General features: G+C 32.3%; 15 protein-coding genes and 1 other RNA gene. 6 read left to right on the forward strand and 10 right to left on the reverse strand.

From position 1 onward, the window contains the following. The first annotated feature begins 114 nt into the window (after positions 1 to 114). Entirely contained in the window at positions 115 to 1,500 is a 1,386-nt protein-coding gene (gene fumC, locus OZP08_RS16165; RefSeq protein WP_268847108.1) for a class II fumarate hydratase, read from the forward strand. Between the two features lie 106 nt (positions 1,501 to 1,606). On the opposite strand, the gene OZP08_RS16170 is transcribed toward fumC, so the two are convergent. Beyond that, on the reverse strand, positions 1,607 to 2,809 hold the full coding sequence (locus OZP08_RS16170; protein ID WP_268847109.1) for an NAD(P)-dependent oxidoreductase: 1,203 nt from the start codon (positions 2,807 to 2,809) through the stop codon (positions 1,607 to 1,609). A gap of 502 nt (positions 2,810 to 3,311) precedes the next feature. Between OZP08_RS16170 and OZP08_RS16175 the strand changes: the two genes are divergently transcribed. Both OZP08_RS16175 and ssrA read left to right on the forward strand, forming a co-directional pair. Beyond that, positions 3,312 to 4,520, forward strand: coding sequence for a serine hydrolase domain-containing protein (locus tag OZP08_RS16175; protein WP_281322324.1), 1,209 nt, complete (start codon positions 3,312 to 3,314; stop codon positions 4,518 to 4,520). A gap of 137 nt (positions 4,521 to 4,657) precedes the next feature. Continuing rightward, positions 4,658 to 5,054: a transfer-messenger RNA gene (gene ssrA / locus OZP08_RS16180) on the forward strand. 79 nt (positions 5,055 to 5,133) lie between these two features. Here ssrA and OZP08_RS16185 read toward each other — a convergent pair. Further along, a complete protein-coding gene (locus OZP08_RS16185; protein WP_281322325.1) occupies positions 5,134 to 6,507 on the reverse strand; it encodes a hypothetical protein in 1,374 nt (457 codons plus the stop codon). Between the two features lie 408 nt (positions 6,508 to 6,915). Here OZP08_RS16185 and OZP08_RS16190 point away from each other — a divergent pair, with 408 nt between their 5' ends. After that, complete coding sequence (locus OZP08_RS16190) at positions 6,916 to 8,532, forward strand: reverse transcriptase domain-containing protein (protein ID WP_281322326.1); 1,617 nt, start codon at positions 6,916 to 6,918, stop codon at positions 8,530 to 8,532. A 248-nt stretch (positions 8,533 to 8,780) separates the two neighbouring features. Here the strand turns inward: OZP08_RS16190 and OZP08_RS16195 are convergent, their stop codons facing one another. From OZP08_RS16195 to OZP08_RS16215, 5 genes are all read right to left on the reverse strand, one after another. Then, positions 8,781 to 10,427, reverse strand: a complete 1,647-nt coding sequence (locus tag OZP08_RS16195; protein ID WP_268847115.1) for a serine hydrolase domain-containing protein — start codon at positions 10,425 to 10,427, stop codon at positions 8,781 to 8,783. 15 nt (positions 10,428 to 10,442) lie between these two features. Next, complete coding sequence (locus OZP08_RS16200) at positions 10,443 to 11,822, reverse strand: M28 family peptidase (protein WP_268847116.1); 1,380 nt, start codon at positions 11,820 to 11,822, stop codon at positions 10,443 to 10,445. Between the two features lie 120 nt (positions 11,823 to 11,942). Further along, positions 11,943 to 13,268: a TolC family protein gene (locus tag OZP08_RS16205; protein ID WP_281322327.1), complete on the reverse strand. Its 1,326-nt coding sequence runs from the start codon at positions 13,266 to 13,268 to the stop codon at positions 11,943 to 11,945. Further along, positions 13,261 to 13,971, reverse strand: a complete 711-nt coding sequence (locus OZP08_RS16210) for an ABC transporter ATP-binding protein (RefSeq protein WP_281322328.1) — start codon at positions 13,969 to 13,971, stop codon at positions 13,261 to 13,263. The genes OZP08_RS16205 and OZP08_RS16210 overlap by 8 nt, the downstream gene beginning before the upstream one ends. Positions 13,972 to 14,000: 29 nt before the next feature. Next, positions 14,001 to 15,245, reverse strand: coding sequence for an efflux RND transporter periplasmic adaptor subunit (locus OZP08_RS16215; RefSeq protein WP_281322329.1), 1,245 nt, complete (start codon positions 15,243 to 15,245; stop codon positions 14,001 to 14,003). A gap of 305 nt (positions 15,246 to 15,550) precedes the next feature. Here OZP08_RS16215 and OZP08_RS16220 point away from each other — a divergent pair, with 305 nt between their 5' ends. Beyond that, positions 15,551 to 16,915 (forward strand): sigma-54-dependent transcriptional regulator, encoded by a 1,365-nt coding sequence (locus OZP08_RS16220; protein ID WP_268847119.1) that lies wholly within the window; start codon positions 15,551 to 15,553, stop codon positions 16,913 to 16,915. Next, complete coding sequence (locus OZP08_RS16225) at positions 16,905 to 18,272, forward strand: sensor histidine kinase (RefSeq protein WP_281322330.1); 1,368 nt, start codon at positions 16,905 to 16,907, stop codon at positions 18,270 to 18,272. Before OZP08_RS16220 ends, OZP08_RS16225 begins: the two co-directional genes overlap by 11 nt. Before the next feature lie 209 nt (positions 18,273 to 18,481). Here the strand turns inward: OZP08_RS16225 and OZP08_RS16230 are convergent, their stop codons facing one another. The 3 genes from OZP08_RS16230 to OZP08_RS16240 form a co-directional block, all read right to left on the reverse strand. Further along, entirely contained in the window at positions 18,482 to 19,738 is a 1,257-nt protein-coding gene (locus OZP08_RS16230) for a KamA family radical SAM protein (protein WP_281322331.1), read from the reverse strand. Between the two features lie 85 nt (positions 19,739 to 19,823). Further along, on the reverse strand, positions 19,824 to 20,792 hold the full coding sequence (locus tag OZP08_RS16235) for a TauD/TfdA family dioxygenase (RefSeq protein ID WP_281322332.1): 969 nt from the start codon (positions 20,790 to 20,792) through the stop codon (positions 19,824 to 19,826). Positions 20,793 to 20,814: 22 nt separating this feature from the next. Beyond that, positions 20,815 to 22,416: an MBL fold metallo-hydrolase gene (locus tag OZP08_RS16240; RefSeq protein WP_281322333.1), complete on the reverse strand. Its 1,602-nt coding sequence runs from the start codon at positions 22,414 to 22,416 to the stop codon at positions 20,815 to 20,817. Positions 22,417 to 22,472 lie beyond the last annotated feature (56 nt).

Here is a 22,472-nt window from a genome sequence, read left to right on the forward strand (position 1 = left end):
TCGGATTACAATAATGTAACTTAAGTTCACAAAATGAAGAAGTTTTATCATTATAAAAATAGAAAGGTTTAAAAAGCCTAAATAACAATTCTAAAGACCAATCAAACTCAAAACATGAAATTCAGAATCGAAAAAGACACTATGGGGGAAGTCTCCGTTCCCGCAGATAAATACTGGGGTGCACAAACTGAACGTTCCCGAAACAATTTTAAAATTGGTTCTCCCGCATCTATGCCTAAAGCAATTATAGAAGGTTTTGCCTATCTCAAAAAAGCTGCTGCGTATGCCAACTGTGATTTGAATGTTCTGCCTATTGAAAAACGAGACGCTATTGCTCAAGTATGTGATGAAATTCTGGAAGGCGAACTTAAGAGCCAGTTTCCGCTTGTAATTTGGCAAACGGGCTCCGGAACACAAAGCAATATGAACGTTAATGAAGTTATTGCCAATCGTGCCCAGGTTTTGAAAGGGCTTACCATTGGCGAAGGCGAACCTTTTATCAAGGCCAATGACGATGTTAACAAATCACAATCCTCTAATGATACTTTCCCAACTGCAATGCACATTGCTGCTTATAAAGTGGTGGTCGAAAATACCATTCCCAGTATTGAAAAATTAAGGGATACACTCCAAGGAAAAGCAACCAAGTTTGCCTCAGTGGTCAAAATTGGTCGTACCCATTTGATGGATGCTACACCCCTCACCTTAGGTCAGGAAATTTCGGGTTATGCTGCACAACTAAATTATGGTTTGAAAGCTTTAAACAATACATTATCCCATTTATCCGAAATTGCTTTAGGAGGAACAGCGGTAGGAACTGGCTTAAATACTCCGAAAGGGTATGATCAAAAAGTAGCCCAATATATAGCTGAGTTTACAGGACATCCTTTTGTAACTGCTCCTAACAAGTTTGAAGCTTTGGCTGCACATGATGCTATTGTAGAAACACATAATGCACTTAAGCAACTGGCAGTTTCTTTGCATAAAATTGCAAATGATGTTCGGATGCTGGCTTCGGGACCTCGATCTGGAATTGGAGAAATATTGATTCCTGAGAACGAACCAGGTTCATCTATCATGCCTGGAAAAGTCAATCCTACACAATGTGAAGCACTTACTATGGTTTGTGCACAAGTTATGGGAAATGATGTGGCCATTAGCATTGGCGGCATGCAAGGCCATTATGAATTGAATGTTTTTAAACCTATGATGGCTGCCAATTTTCTGCAATCGGCTGAATTGTTAGGTGATGCTTGTCGATCTTTTGACGAACATTGCGCACAAGGCATAGAACCTAATTACAAACGCATTAAAGAGTTAGTAGACAATTCACTGATGCTGGTTACGGCATTGAATACTAAAATTGGGTACTATAAATCGGCAGAAATTGCACAAACTGCACACAAAAACGGAACTACACTTAAGGAAGAAGCCGTTCGATTAGGATACGTAACTCCTGAAGAATTTGATAATTGGGTAAAACCGGAAGATATGGTTTAGAAAAAATTATGAGTTATGAATTATGAGTTATGAGTTATAAAATATTTAAAATTTTAATACTCTCCAACTAACTCATAATCCATAACTCAAAACTTATAATTAAAAACTACTTCCCATCTACATAATCTTGCAGATAGCTAAAACGCTCAGTAAGTTTTCCGTTTTCTGTCATTTTGGCTCGTTTAAGAATACCATCTTTGTCTCCGTTGAAAAAAGCTGGAATAACATGTTGTGAAAACATTTCTCCAAATCCTTCACTGGCATCTTTAGGCAATTCACAAGGCAAATTATCTACTGCCATAACAACAATTGCTGCAGGATGAAAAACATCTACTTCTTTGTTTTCAATAGGCAAATAGCCGTACAAAGGCTCAGCAATAGTTGATGCACGCAATGTACAAGCAATTGGACCATCGACATCACAAGAAACATCGGCAACAACTTTTAAATTACAATCATTTGCCTGAAGCATTTCACGCGTTAAAATTACGGGAGCGTCATTTCCATGAAAATGACCTGCTATGTATATATCCGAAACCTTTGTGAATTTCTCAAAATCAGAAGTGTATTCTTTTGGATTATGGTAAAAATCAGTAAAGTCAAGAGTTTGTCCGTCTAATCTTTTGTTATAATCCAAAACATCAATTTGGGTATATACCGCTTGAGTGTAGTTTTTAGTCAAATAATTTTCGACTGTTACCTCTTTGATTTTCATAGCATCCAGAATCTCTTTGGCACCATTACCAACTTTTCCGGTTCCCGAAACCACAATTTTTAGCGGAGGCAAAACCAATCTTTTCAAATGAGCTATCAACGCATCTTTTCCCGAAAGGGTTTCAGCTTTTGGCATTTTAAATAATTCGAATTTTATTCCAAATGCTCTAAAAGCATTATAAGCTCCCACAATTCCTGCATAACGACCAAAACCTATAAGTCTGCGATTGTTAGCATCTACAATGGTTTCATGATCATACAAATCGATATTCTTTTCTAGAATAGCTTGCAACAACTTTCTGTTATAAGGTTGTTTTTTTATAGTATGCGAGAAAAAGAAATAGGCTTTATTAGGAATTAAACTCTCAACTGGCACTTCTTTTACTCCAAAAAGGACGTCGCAATCACTAACATTATCAGCTACTTCTATCCCCATACTTTTATACTGATCATCAGTAAAAATACGAATATCAGAAGTCTCTACTTTTACAGTAGAATCATGATACAACTGTTTAATTTTGGCTAATTCGTCGGGAGAAAAAACGACTCTCCTATCTGGTGGATTTTTTCTTTCTTTTATGATTCCAAACTTCATTTTTACTATTTTAAATTTATATAAATATAACTTAATTAACATTATTTGTTACAAACATAACAATTTATTTTGAAATAAATTATATATACACGAATAATTCTAAAAGCCGATAAAAATAGGCTAAACTATCTGTATGCACAAAATTGAAAACCAAATAAGTCTTTTTTTTATTGGTCTGAACTCATATATAGTCGAAAGGAAAGCGGAAAAAATATTTGCCAATAGAATCTATTTTTTGTTCCTTGATATTTTTATACAATTAGCTTTATACAATAGCTTTGCTCCATTGTGCTATGTGAATTAAAATGGTAGAGAAATGCCTAGATAATTTCCTTATCAAGAATAGTGTTGTTAAATTACAAGCGAAGTTTTGGCAAACCAATCCTTTCTACACTGATCATCAGTCAGATAAAAATTACTTCCAAAAAAAAGTTAAATTTAAAAAAAACTATAAATCAAACGATTTCGTTTCTATATATTTGCCCTTCTAGTACCACACAAAATGAATTTCAGAAAAAAAACAAACATTCTACATATACTATTATTGACAATAGCTGTAAGTTCCTGCAAAAACGAAAATAAAGAGGTTCGCAAAGCTGAAATAAAAGATGCTGATCTTCCTAAAAACGTTTTACCAAAAATGAAACCTTTTGTAGATGAATCTCCAAAACTTACTGCTTCTTATATAGCCGAAAAACAAAAAAAAATAGATTCTTTTTATAATAAAAACTGGCCTAACAACAGTATGAACGGCGGTTTTCTTGTTGCCCAAAACGGCCAGATTATCTATGAGAAATACGAAGGATATGCTAACTTTAGAGATAAAACCCTTATAACAAGCACTACTCCTATTCATATTGCATCGGTTAGTAAAGTCCTTACGGCTACTGCTGTTTTAAAATTAGTAAATGCCAAAAGAATAGACTTGGATCAAAAAGTGACTGATTTTTTAAAAGAGTTTCCTTATCCAGATGTTACCGTAAGAATGTTACTGTGCCACAGAAGCGGAATGCGTAGCTACGCTTATTTTACAGATCGTGATAAAAACGTTTGGGACAGACATAACACGCTGACTAATCAAGACATTTTGACCATAATGGGCACCAAAAATATTGGCTTAGAACAAAAAACAGGTACCCGATTTGCCTACTGCAATACTAATTATGCCATGCTGGCTTTAATTATTGAAAAAGTGACCAAACTGTCTTATAAAGAGGCAATGGCAGAAATCATATTCAAACCATTGGGAATGAAAAACACTTTTGTCTTGGATTTTGATAAAGACAAAAAAAATGTAGCTCCATCTTATAAAGGCAATAAAGTCGAAATTGGAATTGACTATCTAGATAAAATTTACGGAGACAAAAACATCTACTCTACTCCAAGAGATTTACTGAAATTTGACAGAGCAAGAAATTCTCCGTCATTTTTGGAACCTGAATTATTGGCTCAAGTCTATACGGGCTATAGCAACGAACATAAAGGAACCAAAAATTATGGTCTTGGTATTCGTATGATTAATTGGGAAAATGGTAAAAATTTCTATTTTCATAATGGTTGGTGGCATGGTTTTACCTCATCTTATATTCCTTTAAAAGATGAGAATGTCACTATAATTGCCTTGTCTAATAAATTTACCCGAAGCACTTATGCGGTTCGAAAACTATCAGTATTGTTTGGTGATTATCCGTTTAAAGTAGCAGATGAATAAAGATTGTAGATTTCAGAAATCAGAAGTCAGAATTTAGATGCCATTGAAATTGGGAATTCCTTTAATTTTATACTACCTTTGCGGGAAATTCTATTTATAATATTAGATTGTAAAATCTAATATCATAAATCTAAAATGGGGTCGACTGGTTTTGACAGCAAGTCGAATTGAAAAGTAAGCACGTCGAGAACTGGGATAATTCTCGTAAATAAAAGGTCTCAAACTTTTTACACGGCGAAGGAAACTACGCTCTTGCTGCATAATCTGAATCATAGTAAGATTAGCCTCGTCCTACAAGGTAGGAAAGCAGGATTTACCTCGAAAGCTTTGGTTTATAGCGGTCGGTTCAGGTAAATCGTAAAGATAAACCTAGATTTCCACAAGCTTCGGGTGGGTTTCGAAAATTAAGAAGCTAAGCAAAGAGTGGTTGTTTCTGGCCTAACTCAGAGTCGAAAATCTATTCAGAAAATAAGCGTGTAGAAAGCTCTTTAGTTGCTTGTTTGGACCCGGGTTCGATTCCCGGCGATTCCACAAAAAAGCCTGTAAAACTCAATATTTACAGGCTTTTTGTTTTTTGGTTGATATTTAAATTGTTAAATAATTATATCTTATTTTAAAATAAAATTCCTTCAAAAGTATCTTCTCCATTTATAATTTCTCGAACTTCCAAGATACTCTTAAGCTTAAAATTACGGAATTTCCCCTTTCTAAGTAAGCAGTTTGCGTTGAGCATTATTTCAACATTCTCATCATTAAATATTGCTTTAGGTAAAGTATTACTAGGAATTGATCCATCATTTGAATGAATAAACAATTTACCATCTTCCAAGTAACTATAACTAACAAATGAAAGCTCTTCTTCGGGATTCCAACTTTCTAAACTTCTGTATGTTTCTATAAATTCACTAAAATCTTTTATGCAAATAAATAGATCTAAAATCTTTATTATTCTTCTAGTTATATTACCATAGGCATCTTTATAAACAATTGAATAATAAGTACCTAACTTAAATTTACAATCTGTTACTTTTACTTTATATCCTTTATTATAATTAGGGTATTTTTTGCCAAAAATATCTTTTTCTGAAATTTCGGTAAAAGGACGATCTATTGTAATTATAGATTTATTATAAGTGATATAATCAAAATAACTCATTTGATAGAAATAATGCTTATAAACTATAGCTTCTGAATGTCCTATAGTTTCAGTAATATAGCTCCCATTTTCACTACCTTCTAATTTAAATGGATTACTAATTGGTAATATAAAGAATTTGTTTTCTTCAATTGAATCATGAACATCAGATAACAAATCCTTCTCTAAAAGTAAATCCTGAGTCTCTTGAACTGAATATAAAGTCTCATACTTTAAAAATGCTTCAGAAAAAGTCTTAGAACTTGAATTGTACCACTTACATTTTAATTCAATTAGAGGCACTCCCAATTTTTCACAAAATTTATTTTTATCATCTGAAAATTTATAACCAATAATTGTCATAAGAGGTGGTAAAAATTCTAAATGATTATTTTCTACCAAATCTCCATTTTCCTTAGTCCGATTTACTCTTTTCTTAAACAATTCAACATCAACACTTTTAAGAACCACTTTTTTATTAAGGTAAGATTCTTTAATAAGATTTTCATAATTTTTAATAGAAAGCTCTTTCTTTGCTTTTTCTAGTTCTTTTTTAAAATTAAATTCGATTAAGATTTTATGTTCCGAAACAGAAAAGTCGATTTTATTAACCAGATTACTATTTATCCATTTATCGGAAAATTTTCCATCTCTTGAATTATAATAAATACAGTGTAATTGTTGACCTATATCTTTACCAGTTTGTTTATCAAACACTTTATCTTTTATATCCTTCACAACTAGAACAGGAGATGAATACTCAGAATAAGCTGCTATTTTAATATTAGTAAGTTTGTGCAAAAACGGATGAGTTTTGAATACTATCAATTCTCCTGGCTTAAATTCAGACATAGTTTTCTTTTTATAGTTAAGATGTCCAATATATGAATTTTAATGTTAAATTTGAAAAAGAATCTGCGTGATGAGTGTAATTACAGCTGTGTGGATCAGATAACAGGATTTATTCTGTTATACTCAAATATAAGAAGATATTTGAGGTAAGAAGATTTATAAATTTTCGAGCTGTTTAGAGATAAACCCGCTCCTAATAGAAGGATAAGACCATCAATAAATATGCCAAATACATCATGCGTTATGCAGGATTTCAGTAAAGGTAGTAATAATACAGTTGAGTTCATAATTCTTTTATATTTATTCGCAAAACCAATGACTCAGTAAATGGGTACCGATCCAACTCGTAAAATGAGGTATGTAATTTTTAACGTTATTGCTGACCGCAGATTCTTTATTTAACTTATTATGGACAAACCTAGTTGGCTTAAAGAAAAAGGATATATACATTTATCGCCTTCCCTTGAATTAGGAAGTGATTGGCGCAAAATTGTAAAAAAAATCGCTAATAAAAATTATATTGCCAAGTATGCTTTTTATCCTTTGATACATACAGTTCTATCAGAAAGGAAGTTTAAAAAAGGGGATTCCAAAAAATTTACAACACACCAAAGAAAACATACACATTATCGATTAAGAACTTCACATCCTAAGCAAAATTCAAAAAAAAGACCTTTGCACTATGCTAGTCATATGGATGCTTTAATTTACGGATATTACGCTAGTATATTAAGAGACAAATATGAAAATCTTTTAAAACAAGAACCTTTACAAGATCAAGCTATAATTGCTTATAGAAAAATTGAAACATTTCAAGGATCTGGCATTGGAAAATCTAATATTCACTTTGCAAAAGAATGCTTTGATGAGATTAAAAACAGAACAAAAAATAACACTGAAATATCTGTCTTAGCAATTGACTTAAAAAGTTTTTTTTCAACTTTAGATCATAAAATCTTAAAAGAACAATGGAAGAAAATCCTAAACGAACCTGATAATTTACCTCATGATCATTATAACGTTTTTAAAGCCTGCACTAATTTTAAGTATGTATTACAGGATGATTTACGAATTAGGAAAAATAAAAACGGTAAAAAAGCTCCATATAATGAAAGTAAGTTAGCTCAAATTAGAAAAACAAAAGGGTTTCGATGCTTTTTTGAATCCAATAAAGATTTTAGAAAATATATTCAAACTGGAAAACTACCTATCTATTCAAATTCATTTTTGAAAAAGTTAGAAAATGGAAAAACAGTTAAAAATGGAATACCTCAAGGATTACCAATCAGTACAGTTTTAGCTAATCTTTATCTTTATAACTTCGATTTAGAAATTGTTAATCGATGGGTAAAACCCCATAATATATATTACAGAAGATATTCAGACGATATATTCATAGTTTGTGAAAAGATACACTGCAATGAAATTGAAAAAGATATTCAAGAATTAATTAAAAAATATGAAATAAAAATTAGTACTGACAAAACAGAAAAATTTATTTTCAAAAACGTATCACACATTAAACATAGTACTAGATTAGAATGCTTTAGAATAATAAATGACGAAAAAGAAGTTTCATCATCAATGTCATATTTAGGTTTTGAATTTAGGGGTTATAATACTGCTATAAAATCTACTAACCTTTCTAAATATTACAGAAAAATCATTTCAACAGTTAAAAGAAAAGCAAAAAGAACTATAAAACTGATTGAGAGAAATCCAAACACAAAAAAGGCAATATTTAAAAATCAAGTAAAAAAAATATACAATCTACCTATAAAATTAAAAGATGGGGATTTAACAGAAAAAAAAATGCAGAAAAAAATGAGATACAAACTTATTTTGAATGACAGAGGGTTTTATGAATTTAGATTTAGTGAAAGAAAAAACAATAAGCAATCTAATTATCACAGTTATATTAAAAGATGTTGTGATGAATTTCAAACTGATTCTTTCCAAAAACAGATAAAAAAAAGCAAGCATATTGCATATTCTGCAATTACTAAATATTTAATTGAAAAATAAAAAAAGATGGTTAATTCTAAAAACACGTCAGATCAAGTAAATTCTTTATAAACAAATAGATTCAGAACTTTTACCAACCCTATCTATAAACATTAAAATAGGAATTAGGTGTTCGATTGTAATCTCGGCGATTCCACAAAAATCCTTGTAATTACCTAAATTACAATGATTTTTATTTTAAAATACCTTTTTCGTTGCCGTTTTTCTATTATGGATATTTTTTACAAGCATTTACACGCTTTTTTTCGTCATTTAATGATTGCTGGAATTAAATAATTCTCAATAATCTTGTCAACCTGTTTCTCTCCGTATAAACTATTATATGCAGTCGAAGTGATTACAATTACAATAGGTTTGTCTTTGAAAATAAAAATTCTATTACCGCCATTACCACTCGAATAGTAAACTTCATACCCTACGTCATTTACTTTGTAGGTCTTATTCCAAAATAGATAACCATAATATTCGTCATCAGATATTTTCATCTTGTGGGACAGACTCTTTGTTATCCAATCCTTTGACAGAATTTGTTTGTCATTCCATGTGCCATAATTTTTGTATAACTGCCCAAACTTTGCATAATCCAATGAACGCAATTGTAAGCTTCCTGCTGTATTAGCTACTTTTTGAGGGGTAAATTGCCATTTATACTCTGTTATGCCGAGCGGGTAAAACAAATTTTTGTGAGCATATTTCTCTAAACCTTCTGGAACAGATTTATGAATGATGTCGCCCAGAACTACTACACCCGCAGTGAAGTAATCCCACCTTTTGTCGGCTATTTTTGTTTTGTCAATGGGAAGGTTTAATGTGAAGTCAACCCAATTATTTGTACTATACATCTTTTCTTCATTACCAGGTGAGTCTTGATTCATATCAGATCCGTCAAAAGGCGAACTCATTGTAAGTAAACTTTCTAAAGTAATACTATCTTTTAATGGAGTATAGTTTTGAAAGTCTTTGAGGTTGTAAAATTCTTTTAAAGTTTGTGTTTCACTCTTTATATAACCATCCTTGACTGCAATTCCTAAAAGTGCTGATGCAAATGATTTTCCAACTGATCTTGTGTCGTGAAGTGTATTTCTGGCCACTTTATTAAAATACTCTTCTATTAGAAGCTTCCCATCTTTTATTACTACAACACTTGTGATATCTTTATACTTATTAGTTAAGATTTTTCGATTTAGGTCTTCAATTTTAGCAATATTTATTTTCTCTGTAGAAATAGGCCAATCTTCAAGTGGCTGAACTGGCTGAACTTTGACAAGCTTTTCATCAATTTTTATTTCTGGAACTATAATTTTTATTTGTCCTTCTGCAATAATTTTACCAGTCAGAACTTCTTTCAGTTTTAGGTATGGTCTTATTTCAATTTTAAGAAGGTGTTCTCCATTTGTAAAGGCTTCCTCTCCTCCATTGGCAAGAAATCGATCCCAAAGAAACCTTCCCCAGGAATCTTCATTGGTAGAACTTATCATGGGAACTCTTAACGTTTTTTTCTGGTTTTTGCTATCTAGGCTTCCTGCATTGACGTTTAAATTCTCTGAATAAATCTTTTTGCCGTCTATGTAAAATGAAAATTGATAGTTTCCATTTTTAGTAAGTTGGTCTGCGGTTAATTCCGGAGATAGTAAATGAAGGTAATTGGTTAGAGAATTCCCCAGAAAAACATTAATATTAAGATTAGTTTTATCTTTTAATTCAAATGATGTTAGGAAGTCAGATTGTTTAAGATTTTCAATAGGGAAATTTAGACTCGTGAAGCCAATTTTACCTACGTTTGATTTGTAAATGCGATAAGTAATCCTGTCACTTTCTACAAAGTCTGCTCTTTGCCCAAACAAGTCGAATGCAATCAGGAAAATTATAGTTAAAATGGCAAACTGTCTTATCATATTTTTGTTTTTTAATTATTCTGTCAGATGAATATTGGCTATAGTATAATGTTCAGCCTTTGCCAATTCAACAAATACTGCTATTGTTGTTTTGACAATATCGCTCATAAATTTATAATTAAATTTTATATGAGGCTTGCTATCTCTGGGTGTATGTAAGTCTGGATTTCTTGTTGCTCCTCCTTCTCCTATATGCAATGCTGAATTGTTGTTGTACCAAAAACTTGCATGATCACTTTCTGCTAATGCTGGAGCATATTTACCGTTATCTTCCGCAAGCAGAGAAACTACTTTCAAATCTCCAACATACTTATTAGCTGTGTTCAAAAATAATTCGCTAAGCTTTGTAGAATTTTCATTAGAAGTATTTATTACAAAATCTCCTCTGTATTTATTTTTTTCTACTAATTTGCATACCTCCGGATATAATTGGTCAAATCCTTCCGGAACTATCTGTGAATCTGGTTTATCAGAACATACACCAATCATATCCAAATTGATTACACCTCCTATTTTTTCCGATTCTTTTATACCTCCTCCAAAAACATATGAAAGACTTCCTATCAGGCCGTCTTCCTCCTTATCAAATCCTATAAATTTTATAGTATGGTCAAATTGATATTTAGAAAGTATTCGCATTGCTTCCAAAAGACCGATGACACCAGAAGCATTATCATCCATTCCTAAGCTACCTGGATAAGAATCATAATGAGCGGATAAAATAAAAGTTTCGGCTTGCTGAGACTGGCCTGTTATACTGCCTATAACATTTTTTATATTGTGTTTTTCGTCTCTATCCTTAACCACTGGTGCCAAACCTGTTTTAGCAGTCCAGATTTTATTAAGTTCTGAATTAGAAAGTTCAATTCTATGGTAATATGAATTTACCCCATTATCTTTAAAAGAGTTTTTTATGTATTCCCCTACCCTTTCTAAGTGCATTTGTGTTGTTGAATTACTGCTATTCCGCTCTCCAAGGATATAATTTAGATCTTTTATCATACGAACTGTATCTACTTCTTTTATGAGCTGGCTTATATCTATCTTATACCTGTCATCTGCTACTAGCTTTATAATGCTTTTTTTAGGATTAAACGTTTTCTTGTCATAAGTCCATACAATTCTTCTATTTTTTCCAGCTGATACCGGAAATCCAATGTCTCCCTCGGCATTACTTTTGTCTATGATATAGGTAAGGCCATTCTCATCTGTAATCCTTAACCGTACTTCTAGCTGATCATTCTCTTTATCTAAAAGATCATAAACTATAATCAATTTACTGTTTCTCTGATCAATTGTCCCTTTTAAGTTTGATAGTATTGCCGGATTATTTGCTTTACAGAGTATAATTGAAAATAATATAATTAAAGCAGTTGCTATTTTTTTTGTTTTCATTTAAATAGAGTTTAACATATAGCGTTACTGTATTAAAAAACGGAAGATTTTTTAATTACAAATAGTTTTATTTTAAGCAGCTAAATAGTATTACATGATTTTCCCTTATACTTTCTCGTGTTAATTAACCAAAGAAATAATATCTCCTGTGTAAAAAAGGAGTTCAAATCTATTATACATTAACTGGTAATTAATTTGATTTAATGATAAAGAAGCCTCCACATAGTTTCGTTGTGCCACTCCTAAGTCAAGTGGACTTCCTTGTCCCAAATAATATCGTTCTTTTTCCAATTCAAAAGCTCTCTTTGCCGATTCTATTTGATCTTCTCTATAGATAACTTTCTTCTCGTTTGCAGAAATTGTAAACATTAAGTTTTTCAGCTCTACGTAAATATCATTTTTAGCTTGTATGACATCGAGTTCTGCATTTTTAAAATCTTGTTTGGCTCTATATACGTTATTTCTTGTTTCCAGTCCATTAAAAATAGGCACCTGCATAGAAACACCAATTGTTGTAGTTATGTTGTCATTAAAAAATTGATTGTTAAATCTTCTTTGTTGAAATGATGAATATCTGGATCCATAGTCGTAGTAAAGTGACAGTGAAGGAATATATCTAGCCTGCTGTACTGCTACCTCATACTTTTTCACCATTGATTGTGCTTCAATCTTCTTGTAATCTTTACGGGCTTCTAATGCTTTTTTATAAAGACTATCTATATCCATTTCTCTTTTAAATGACTCTTTACTCAGGATAGTGTCAAGTTGAGCTTCATTAGCCGGATTTAGTCGTAAAAGCAAAATCAATTGATTTTTCTTAACATTCATTAAATTTAGATTTTCCTCTCTCAAAGATTTTAAACGACTCCATTCAGCGTTCTGAGTATAAAAATCCTGCCCTGGCAGTGAGCCTACTCTTATGAGTTCATTGGTTCTTTTTAATTGTTCCTCCTGTACATCACAAAACTTATTAAAAATCTGATCCTGTTTCATTGCCTGTAGGGCTTCTAAATATCTTCCCACTACATTTAATATTATAAAATCTTTTGTGTAAGCTAATTGCGCTTTTTGACTTTCATTATTGTACTTGGAAAGATTTATTGCCGAAACTTTGCTGGCTATATTTAAAATATCCCAGCTTGCCGTAATAGATCCGTTTACATACTGTCCCGTTTCTGTTCTTAACATTCCTGTTAACTGATCAAAATTGGTTCCAGTAGATTCAAATACATTTCCAGAGGCATTCAAACTTGGCAATAAAGAAAGCTTTGTTTTCATTTTATCATATTCCGTACTGGCTTCTCTATTTTTATCTTTAGCAATACTTACGTTATTTTCTACTGCCAATTTTATCGCTTCATCTAAACTCAATTTATTCTGTGCATTCAGGGTCAAATTGTTAATTATAAATAGAATTAAAAAACACACAAAACATAACTTATTCATTGTAAACACTAGCTTTTAGTTCTTGTAATTTGTTAATGTTTTCCGTAACTATCTGACCATCAAATAGGTTAATTATGCGATCTGCATATTTAGCATCTTCCGGTGAGTGTGTTACCATTACAATTGTTGTTCCTGATTCGTTTAATTCTTGTAACAGGTTCATCACTTCTGTTCCGTTTGCAGAGTCTAGATTTCCTGTTGGCTCATCGGCAAGAATTACTTTTGGGTTTGTAACAATAGCTCTGGCAATAGCCACCCTTTGCTGCTGTCCTCCTGAAAGTTGCTGTGGAAAATGATTTTTTCTGTGCATAATTCCCATTCGTTCCAGTGCTACATTTATTTTTTCAATACGTTCAGCCTTAGACATATTCAAGTACAAAAGCGGTAATTCTACATTTTCAAATACCGTTAGTTCATCTATAAGATTGAAACTTTGAAAAACGAATCCTATGTTTCCTTTTCTAAGATTTGCTCTGTCTTTTTCCAAATATTTTACAACCTCTTTATCTCCGAACCAGTACTCTCCCCCAGAGGCATTGTCAAGCAAACCTAAAATATTCAGCAATGATGATTTTCCGCAACCACTAGGTCCCATTATTGCAATAAATTCTCCTTTATTGATTGTTAAGCTTATTTTGTTTACAGCAGTAGTTTCTACTTCTTCGCTAACGTATACTTTTAGTAAATCTTTAAGTTTTATCATTTTTCTATTTCTTAAGTTTTATAATTCAGTTACCATATTAATTCTTCGTTATCCCCAAAAGTGCTATATGAGGAAATAATAACACGTTCTCCCGGATTCAATCCGTCTATGACCTCATAGTTTGCCATATTACGTCTCCCTAGTCTAATAAGTCTTTTTACTGCCTTATTGGTTCCATCTGCTACATAAATCCAGTTTCCTCCTGTACTTTGATAAAATCCACCAACTGGTATTAAGGTCGCAATTGAAGGGTTTCCTAAGTCAATTTTTAAGCGTAAAGATTGTCCTCTTTTAATATCTTTAGGAATTGTTTCCATGAACTGCATATCAACATCAAATCTTCCGTTAGTAATATTTGGATATACATATGTAATTTGTAGTTCATAGGTTTTATTAGCAATTTCAGTTGTTGCGCGAAGCCCTTTTCTAATTTTAGATAAGTATAACTCATCTATAGGCACTCTTACTTTATAAACACCTGTAATATCTACCTGTCCTATTCGTTCTCCTTTATTAATATTCTGTCCTTCTTGTAGCTGTGGAGAAGACAACTGCCCGTCTATAGGTGCTTTTATGACTAGATAATCTAATATTTTTCTAACTCCATTCAGATTTTCTGACATACTTAATTCTGAAGAATGCAATTGTTTCAATTGTAATACACGAGATATTGAATCACTCTCAAATGCTCTGAGTGTAAATACTTTTCTCTTGAGATTATATTTATAATCTGCTTCTGTTCTTTCAAAAACTTGTTTTGAAATCAATTGCTTTTTAAATAATATACTATCTCTTTTGAATTGTGGTTTTAAAATCTGTAGCTGGTTCTCTATTTGAGCCAGCTCTTGTTTATTGGCTAGAAAATTCTGATCCAACTGAAGCCTTGTGGTACGAATATGATTAATCTGTTCGCTCAATGAATTCTCCTGCCCCAGGATGCTAAGCCTAAGATTGATGTTTTCTAATTCGACAATTTTATCTCCCTGTTTTACTTTGTCTCCGCTTTCTTTGAAAATCTTGGTAATATTACCACCTTCAACTGCGTCCAAAAAATAGGTTCTTCCGGTAACTACTTCTCCCTGCTGAACAATATATTCCTGAAAATCTCCTCGTTCAACATTTGAAAATGCTACTTTTTCGGGATCGATTTTTAGTGTAGATTTACTTTTATACATTACAAGAAAACTTACAATAAAAACTGCAAAGAATACACCAATTGCGATGTAACTTATTTTTTTATAGGTCCACTTCTTTTTAGAGATTATTTTGTCCATTCTATTTATAATATTAAATTTTTCATTACTCTTTTACAATAAGCATACCATTCATTCAAAACACTATATTACAGTACTTTACAACAAAAACCTTTTATTTACAAGTGTTCATTATCGAACACTCTTGTGCGAAATCGAACAATTCACATTATATTTAACAGCTAATTTACTATTGTTATATGTAATATAAAACTACATCACTTGTAAAACTTTTAGCATATTTCTTGAATAAAAGTGTATTTTTGTTATTGGTATCTTTTTTTTAATCTATTCTCACCTAAGAGATTATATAAAACATTAATAATATGTCGAAAACGCAAAATTCTGGCAGCATATTAATAGTAGATGATCATGATGATATTCTAGTCGCTGCTAAGTTATTTTTGAAACGATATTTTACTCATGTTGAAACTTCGACAGATCCTGAAACAATTCCAAGAATCTTAACCCAGCATAGTTTTGATCTCGTATTGCTGGACATGAACTTTACCAAAGATATCAGCAGTGGCAAAGAAGGTTTTGACTGGCTATGCCGAATAAAAAATATAAATCCCGCGCTTCCTGTGGTAATGATGTCTGCCTATGGAGATATTCAAATGGCCATTAAAACAATAAAAAGCGGTGCTTCGGATTTTGTATTGAAACCTTGGGATAATGAAGCTTTTTTAAATACGCTTAAAGATGCCATCCTAAAGCAGAAAAATAAACTCACATCTTCAATTTTAACCAATTACCAACAAAAGTTCCCTGCAATTATTGGTAAAAGTGAACCCATGCTAGACGTATTAAATGTGGTTGATAAAATTGCTGCAACTGATGCTAATGTTCTTATTCTGGGAGAAAATGGCACAGGAAAAGAATTGATTGCCAAAGCAATTCACGAACATTCCAATAGAGCTTCCGGACCTTTTATAAGCGTAGATCTGGGATCTATTAGTTCTTCTTTGTTTGAAAGTGAACTATTCGGTCATAAAAAAGGCGCTTTTACTGATGCAAAAGAAGATCGTATGGGACGTTTTGAACTTGCAAATGGTGGTACATTATTTCTAGATGAAATCGGAAACCTTTCGTCGCATCTCCAATCCAAATTATTGACCGCTTTACAAAGTCGGAAAATTATTCGTGTTGGAAGCACAAAAGAAATTCCAATTGATATACGCCTGATATCTGCTACCAATATGCCGCTTTCTGACATGATTACCCAAAAAATATTCAGACAGGATTTACTGTATAGAATTAATACCATAGAGATTGATCTGCCTCCATTACGGGAACGAAAAGAAGATATTATTCTATTAGCCGATTATTATCTTCGTCAATATTCTGAAAAATATCTAAAAACCTGTGAAGGCTTTCAAAGAGAAGCGTATACGCAACTTACAAACTATAACTGGCCAGGTAATATCCGAGAATTACAACATACTATTGAGCGTGCTGTTATTATGGGAAATACTCCATTATTGACTTCTGATGATTTTCAATTAAAACGTCGGACAACCCATACTGACACTTTAGATAATTATAGGTCTTCCTCTACTCTTCATGACATTGAAAAAGATCATATTAAAAAAGCGATGACTGCTCATGATGGAAATATTTCTTTGGTTGCTAAACAATTAGGTATCAACAGAACTTCACTTTATAGAAGATTAAAAAAATATGGTCTTTAATAGATTTCAGCTTCAGATAATAGCATATCTTATAGGTATCTGCATAAGCTTTACAACTGCACTTTATCTGATTATAAGCATCGGAAACATTCCTGCCGTCTTTATCGCAATTCTGTGTATCGTCATTGGTGCTTTTTTATTTAGACACTTATATCTTTTTATTGCCAAAACCAACCAAAAATTACAACGCTTTATAGAATCAATAAAATACGCTGATTATGTATTGAAGTTTTCTTCTGACGATAATTTAGATAAAAATTTTAAAGGCCTAAATGATTCTTTCAACTCTATATTAGAAGCTTTTAGAAAAGAACGTGCTTCTAAAGAAGAGAATTTGCAATACTTAAAAACAATACTCCAACAAGTAAACACAGGTCTTATGGTAGTACATGACGATGGTAGCATTGCATTGATAAATGATAGCGCTAAGAAAATCATGAATCTTAGAAAAATTCAGCACATTAACCAACTAAAATCTATTGATGAACGTCTTTATAAAATTTTGAATTCATTTAGTACCAACACTAATTATTTGTTAGATTTTCAGGATAACACCCAGCTTATTATACGCTCTAATTCCTTAAAAATAAAAAGCAAAATAGTGCAGATTTTTACCTTTCAGAATATTTATTCAGAACTGCAACAAAAAGAAATTGAATCATGGCAGAACCTTATTACAATTTTACGCCACGAAATTATGAATAGCATTACACCTATAAGTTCTTTAAATTCAACCCTTCTATTTATTTTGAATCAAGATTTAGAAATGGAAGATTCCAGATATATAATGCCCGAAGAAAGTGTAGAAGATTTAAAAGAAGGTTTAAGTATTATTGAAAATAGAACAAACGGTCTGATAAAGTTCATTAATTCCTATCGGGACTATTCTGATCTTCCCAAGCCAAATTTTAAACAGATTAATTTAAAAGAAATGATTCGCCAAACCTATCAATTACTTCATCCTGAAGTTACAAAGGCAGGCATTGAGTTTCACTATACTATTCAAGAACAGGAAGTACACATAAAAGGCGATCTGCATTTACTGGAAATGGTTCTTATTAATCTTGTAAAGAATGCTATTCAGGCAAATGAAGATAACACGGCTTCTAGAATTGAAATTACTGGTGGAGAAGACGAAAAAGGTATTCCTTTTATGGCTGTTATGGATAATGGAAAAGGTATTGTTCCTGAAGCCATTGATAAAATTTTCATGCCTTTTTTTACCACTAAAAAGGTAGGTACCGGAATTGGACTTAGTCTTTCCAAACAGATTATACAGCTACACCACGGAACCTTAGCAGTAAAATCTGAAGAAGGAAAACAAACTATTTTTACCATAAAGTTCCTCTCTAAGTAAAATATACCTAAAAAAACATTGGGAATATTTCTAGACTCTTTATAATCTATTTTAAATTACCAATGCTTTTTTCTAGGAATTCTGCAATAATCTTCCCAATGACTTAAAAGAACCTTTATACGTATAACTCTAACTTTATTCTGCTTCCCCCCTTCTCTTTAATAATCTTGAAACTCTTTGCTGCATATTTTATCTTTTGAGATTTTAAATTAATAATTCATTATCTCAGATTTCATTTCAATTAAATCATCAATCCACATAGGTTTAGAATGTAAAGGTTGTGCTGTGAATGCCCTAAATGTTTTGTTCTCATCCCTGTGCTTTACATAGCGTAATGTGTATTGATTATCTCTAACATCTAAGATCTCTACTTTTCCATCTGTTGTGGACATTACCGGCCCTTTTGCTGTAGATGCCAATCCTGTGCAGTTTCGTATGGCTTGTATGTAAATTTCATGCGCTCTTTCTAAAGTTTCAGCAAAATAATGCTGTGCTCCGGTATCTCTTGGTAGAAACATATAGTAAGGAATACAATTTAGCTGTACTTGTTTTTCCCACATGGTTGTCCATGTTTCTGCCCTATTATTTATAAAACGCAATAAAGGTGACTGTGTCCTTATAGTTGCACCTATTTTTCTCAGATTATCTATCGCCTCTTTTACTACAGGTGGGTCTAACTCTACCGGATGATTGAAGTGTGCCATGAAACCTAAATGTTTCCCTGCTTTAGTAATTTTTTCTAATACATTCAACATTCCTTCCGCATCCTCATCTGTAGTAAATTTGTATGGCCAATAACTTAATGCCTTAGTTCCTATACGTATGGTTTTTATACTATCTATTTTGAGTAATGGCTCTATATAGGACTCTAATACACGAGAATTCATAATCATTGGATCTCCTCCTGTAAACAGTACTTCTGAAATTTGCGGATTTCTATCCAGATACTCTAAAAGCGGATTAATTTCTTTAGACTGAATTTTGAAATCTAAGTCATTGATAAACTGCGGCCATCTAAAGCAAAAAGTACAATAGGCATGACATGTCTGACTCTGACTAGGGAAAAAAAGCAAAATATCTCTGTATTTATGCTGAATTCCTTCTAGCTTATCTTCATTAATAAAAGCACTATTTAAATCTGTTTGTCCCGCTGGATGTGGATTTAATTTCATTCGGATATTATAAATCACATCTTTTATTTCCTGATCGGTACCATTAGCTCTGACTTCTTTTAGTTGCTCAAAATCTTCTGGTAACAGCATTTCCTTATGAGGAAAATTTAATCGAAAAATTGGATCATCAGGAATATTATTCCAATCGATGAGTTTTTCTAATACATAGTTATTGGTTTTGAAAGGATATATTGAGCTGACTATTCTAATTTCTTCCATCTGCTCTTCACTTAGTCCGCTTAATTGAGGAATCTTTTCAAGTTGATTTAATGTATATGATTTGAATTTTAGCATATTTAATTTATTAGATTAAAGTTTTATTAGAACATCGAAAGCCAGTATAAGATGCAGACACTCTAATTATTTTGTTTTCTTGAATTTATCCCATAGACGCTAGAATACTTCTATCTCCTGTAAATGGTAATCTTCCATGCAAAGCAGTCATATTGTCTACCATTAGTAAATCTCCTTTTTGCCAAGGAACTGGTATTGTAATGTCGTCTAGTACTTTAATTATATTCTCAATATATTCTTTCTTGATTTCTGTTCCGTCTCCAAAACGGGAAAACATTGGCAATGCATCTTTTTCGCCTCCATTCATGGCTAATAAAGTTTCGTAAATTTCTTCTCCATAGATTTCAGGAAAAAATTGATCTACCTGATTGAACCATAATCGATCTCCTGTAACCGGATGCTTTCTAATGGCTGGTCTTTGTTGTATTAAGCGTACAATTCCATTTGCTTTCCATTGTACTTCTATTCCATTCTCTTTGCAATATTTTTCCATGAAATCTTTATCTTCTGTTTCAAATGCTTCTTGCCAAGATGGACCTAAGCCGCCTCCAGAATGTAGGTTTCTGATATAAGTAATCCCTTTTTCATCAAAAGCTTTTACTATTTCCGGTTTTATTAATTCTAAAGCTTTTTTGCAATCTCCTACAGTAGTTTGTCCTCCTGTAGCCGCTGGCTGTTTACAACAAAAGAATATTTTTTTAGGGTATAAATTTGAATATGAAAATTCTGTGTGCAACCTTACTATTGATGATTCATCGTATTCTGATGCATTGTATACATTCGAAGAATATTTTCCTCTTGATGAGTTCCCATCAAGAAAGTCTGGTGCTTTTGGGCATAAATGTTTCATTAAGCTTCCAAATTTATCTACATCATCAATGTTGATTCCTACTACATGAATAGCGCCAACATTCATTAATCGATCTTCAATAAAATCTTTGTTTTCTTCATAGTATTCTAAAAATTTATCCATGGTACCATTTTTAAAAGTGATCGTCATTGGATATTTGCCTTCTTCGACTAGTATGTCTTCGTGTAATGTTAATACGCTCATATTGTTTTTTTTTGGTTATTTATTAGTTTATTTCGTAATGCAGTTCTTTTTCTCCGTAAAGGCGCTCTGCCTTTATATTTTTTTCTTTACAATGATTGATAAGATTATTGGAAGCCACTATTGGATGTGCCTGTTCATCATAGCGCACACTACTGATAAATTCTATCCATGGTTCTAGTCCCATTGCGTACACATAAAGTTCTTTTGGTTTGAATGACTTTACAAGGTCTTTCCCTCTTTCAAAGTTTGATCCAGCTAGTCTTCTGGTATTGTCTATTTCCCTATCGACTTCCTTTTCTATTAATGGTCCGTAAACCCAAGAGAAAGGAGCGCCATCACATTCCATTCCTAAAAAAATTACATCTACGGGACCTATATGTTTTGCAACGAGATCATATAGTTTAGGTTCTACATTGCAGGAATCGGCCATGAATATCATCGAATTTTTGCCTATCCTGACGTTGTAGCAAATTTTTGCCTGAATGTCTAAATCGCCATGTTCCCCTAAGAAAGGAACTCCGGTTATTTTACATTCGTTGTCTTCAATGGTTTCCATATCCTGTAATTCTATTACATTTTTAAAACCAATGGTTTGCAACATGAGTTTTAAGTTAGGGTCCTGAAGATTTCCTACGGTTCCTTTTGGAACTACTACATTTTTGACCATATGGCGTAAGCTCAACATCGTTTCAAATAAAATATGATCCTGATGATTGTGTGTTATAAGTACATAATCTATCTCGTCTGGCAAATCTTGTAACGAGTATCTGTTTACTTCGTTTTGATATCCATAATAACTTATTACCGGATCTACCAATATCGAAATGTCTTTGGTTTCAATTAAGATACATGCATGGCCATAATAGCGCATTCTGATTTTATCTCCAGTGTATCTTTTATATTTTTCTGGTTTTTCTGTAGTAAAAAATGATTCAAATAGCGCTCTTTGATCTTCGCTAATATTAAGATCTCTTATCAGGTTTTCCAATGTGTCTGCTTCATTGCGCATGCTGCACATTTTGTCAATGGCTTTGTGTGCAAATGGTATGTTTATTTCTAAACAGTTTTTTTCTGGCAATCTTGCCGTACTTAATACAAAAGGACGCTCATCATTTTCTGTTAACCAAAGTGTAATACTTTGTGCAGCTGTATTGTAGTATTCACTTTTATACATGAGGCTTTCGAATATTCGAAATGAAGGATTCCCATTGAGATCGTAATTGAGTTCTACATATCCTTTTAAAATTTCCGGCACTTTTTCGTATAATGGTTCTAGTGAATGTCCAGTTCCGTTTTTTTCTAGCAATCTGTTTAATTCATGAATTGCTTCCGCTAGTTCAAACATTGGCTTTCGTTCCTCAAAAGCATGAGCTATAAGTCCTTGTACCTCCTCTTTCCTATTAGAGCTGTAATTCATAAAAGGGCCTCCAAGCATTTTCGGGTTTTGTGTTGCCGCCATATGAATATTTGGCGCCTGTACATACGAGTTCATTATTTTTAAATGTCTCGATTTTATATTCATCGCTGCCGTAGGCGGATAAATTAAGTGTGTCCAAGCATACCATTTATCTATTAATGGTTCTAAAACTACGTTAGGTCTTAGATATACTTTTTTATTTTCCATAGATAGTACTTTGATAGTAATTATTTTATTTGGTTTTGTTTCTAGTGAAGAAAATA

It is taken from the genome of Flavobacterium aestivum, assembly GCF_026870175.2.
Classification (GTDB): domain Bacteria; phylum Bacteroidota; class Bacteroidia; order Flavobacteriales; family Flavobacteriaceae; genus Flavobacterium; species Flavobacterium aestivum.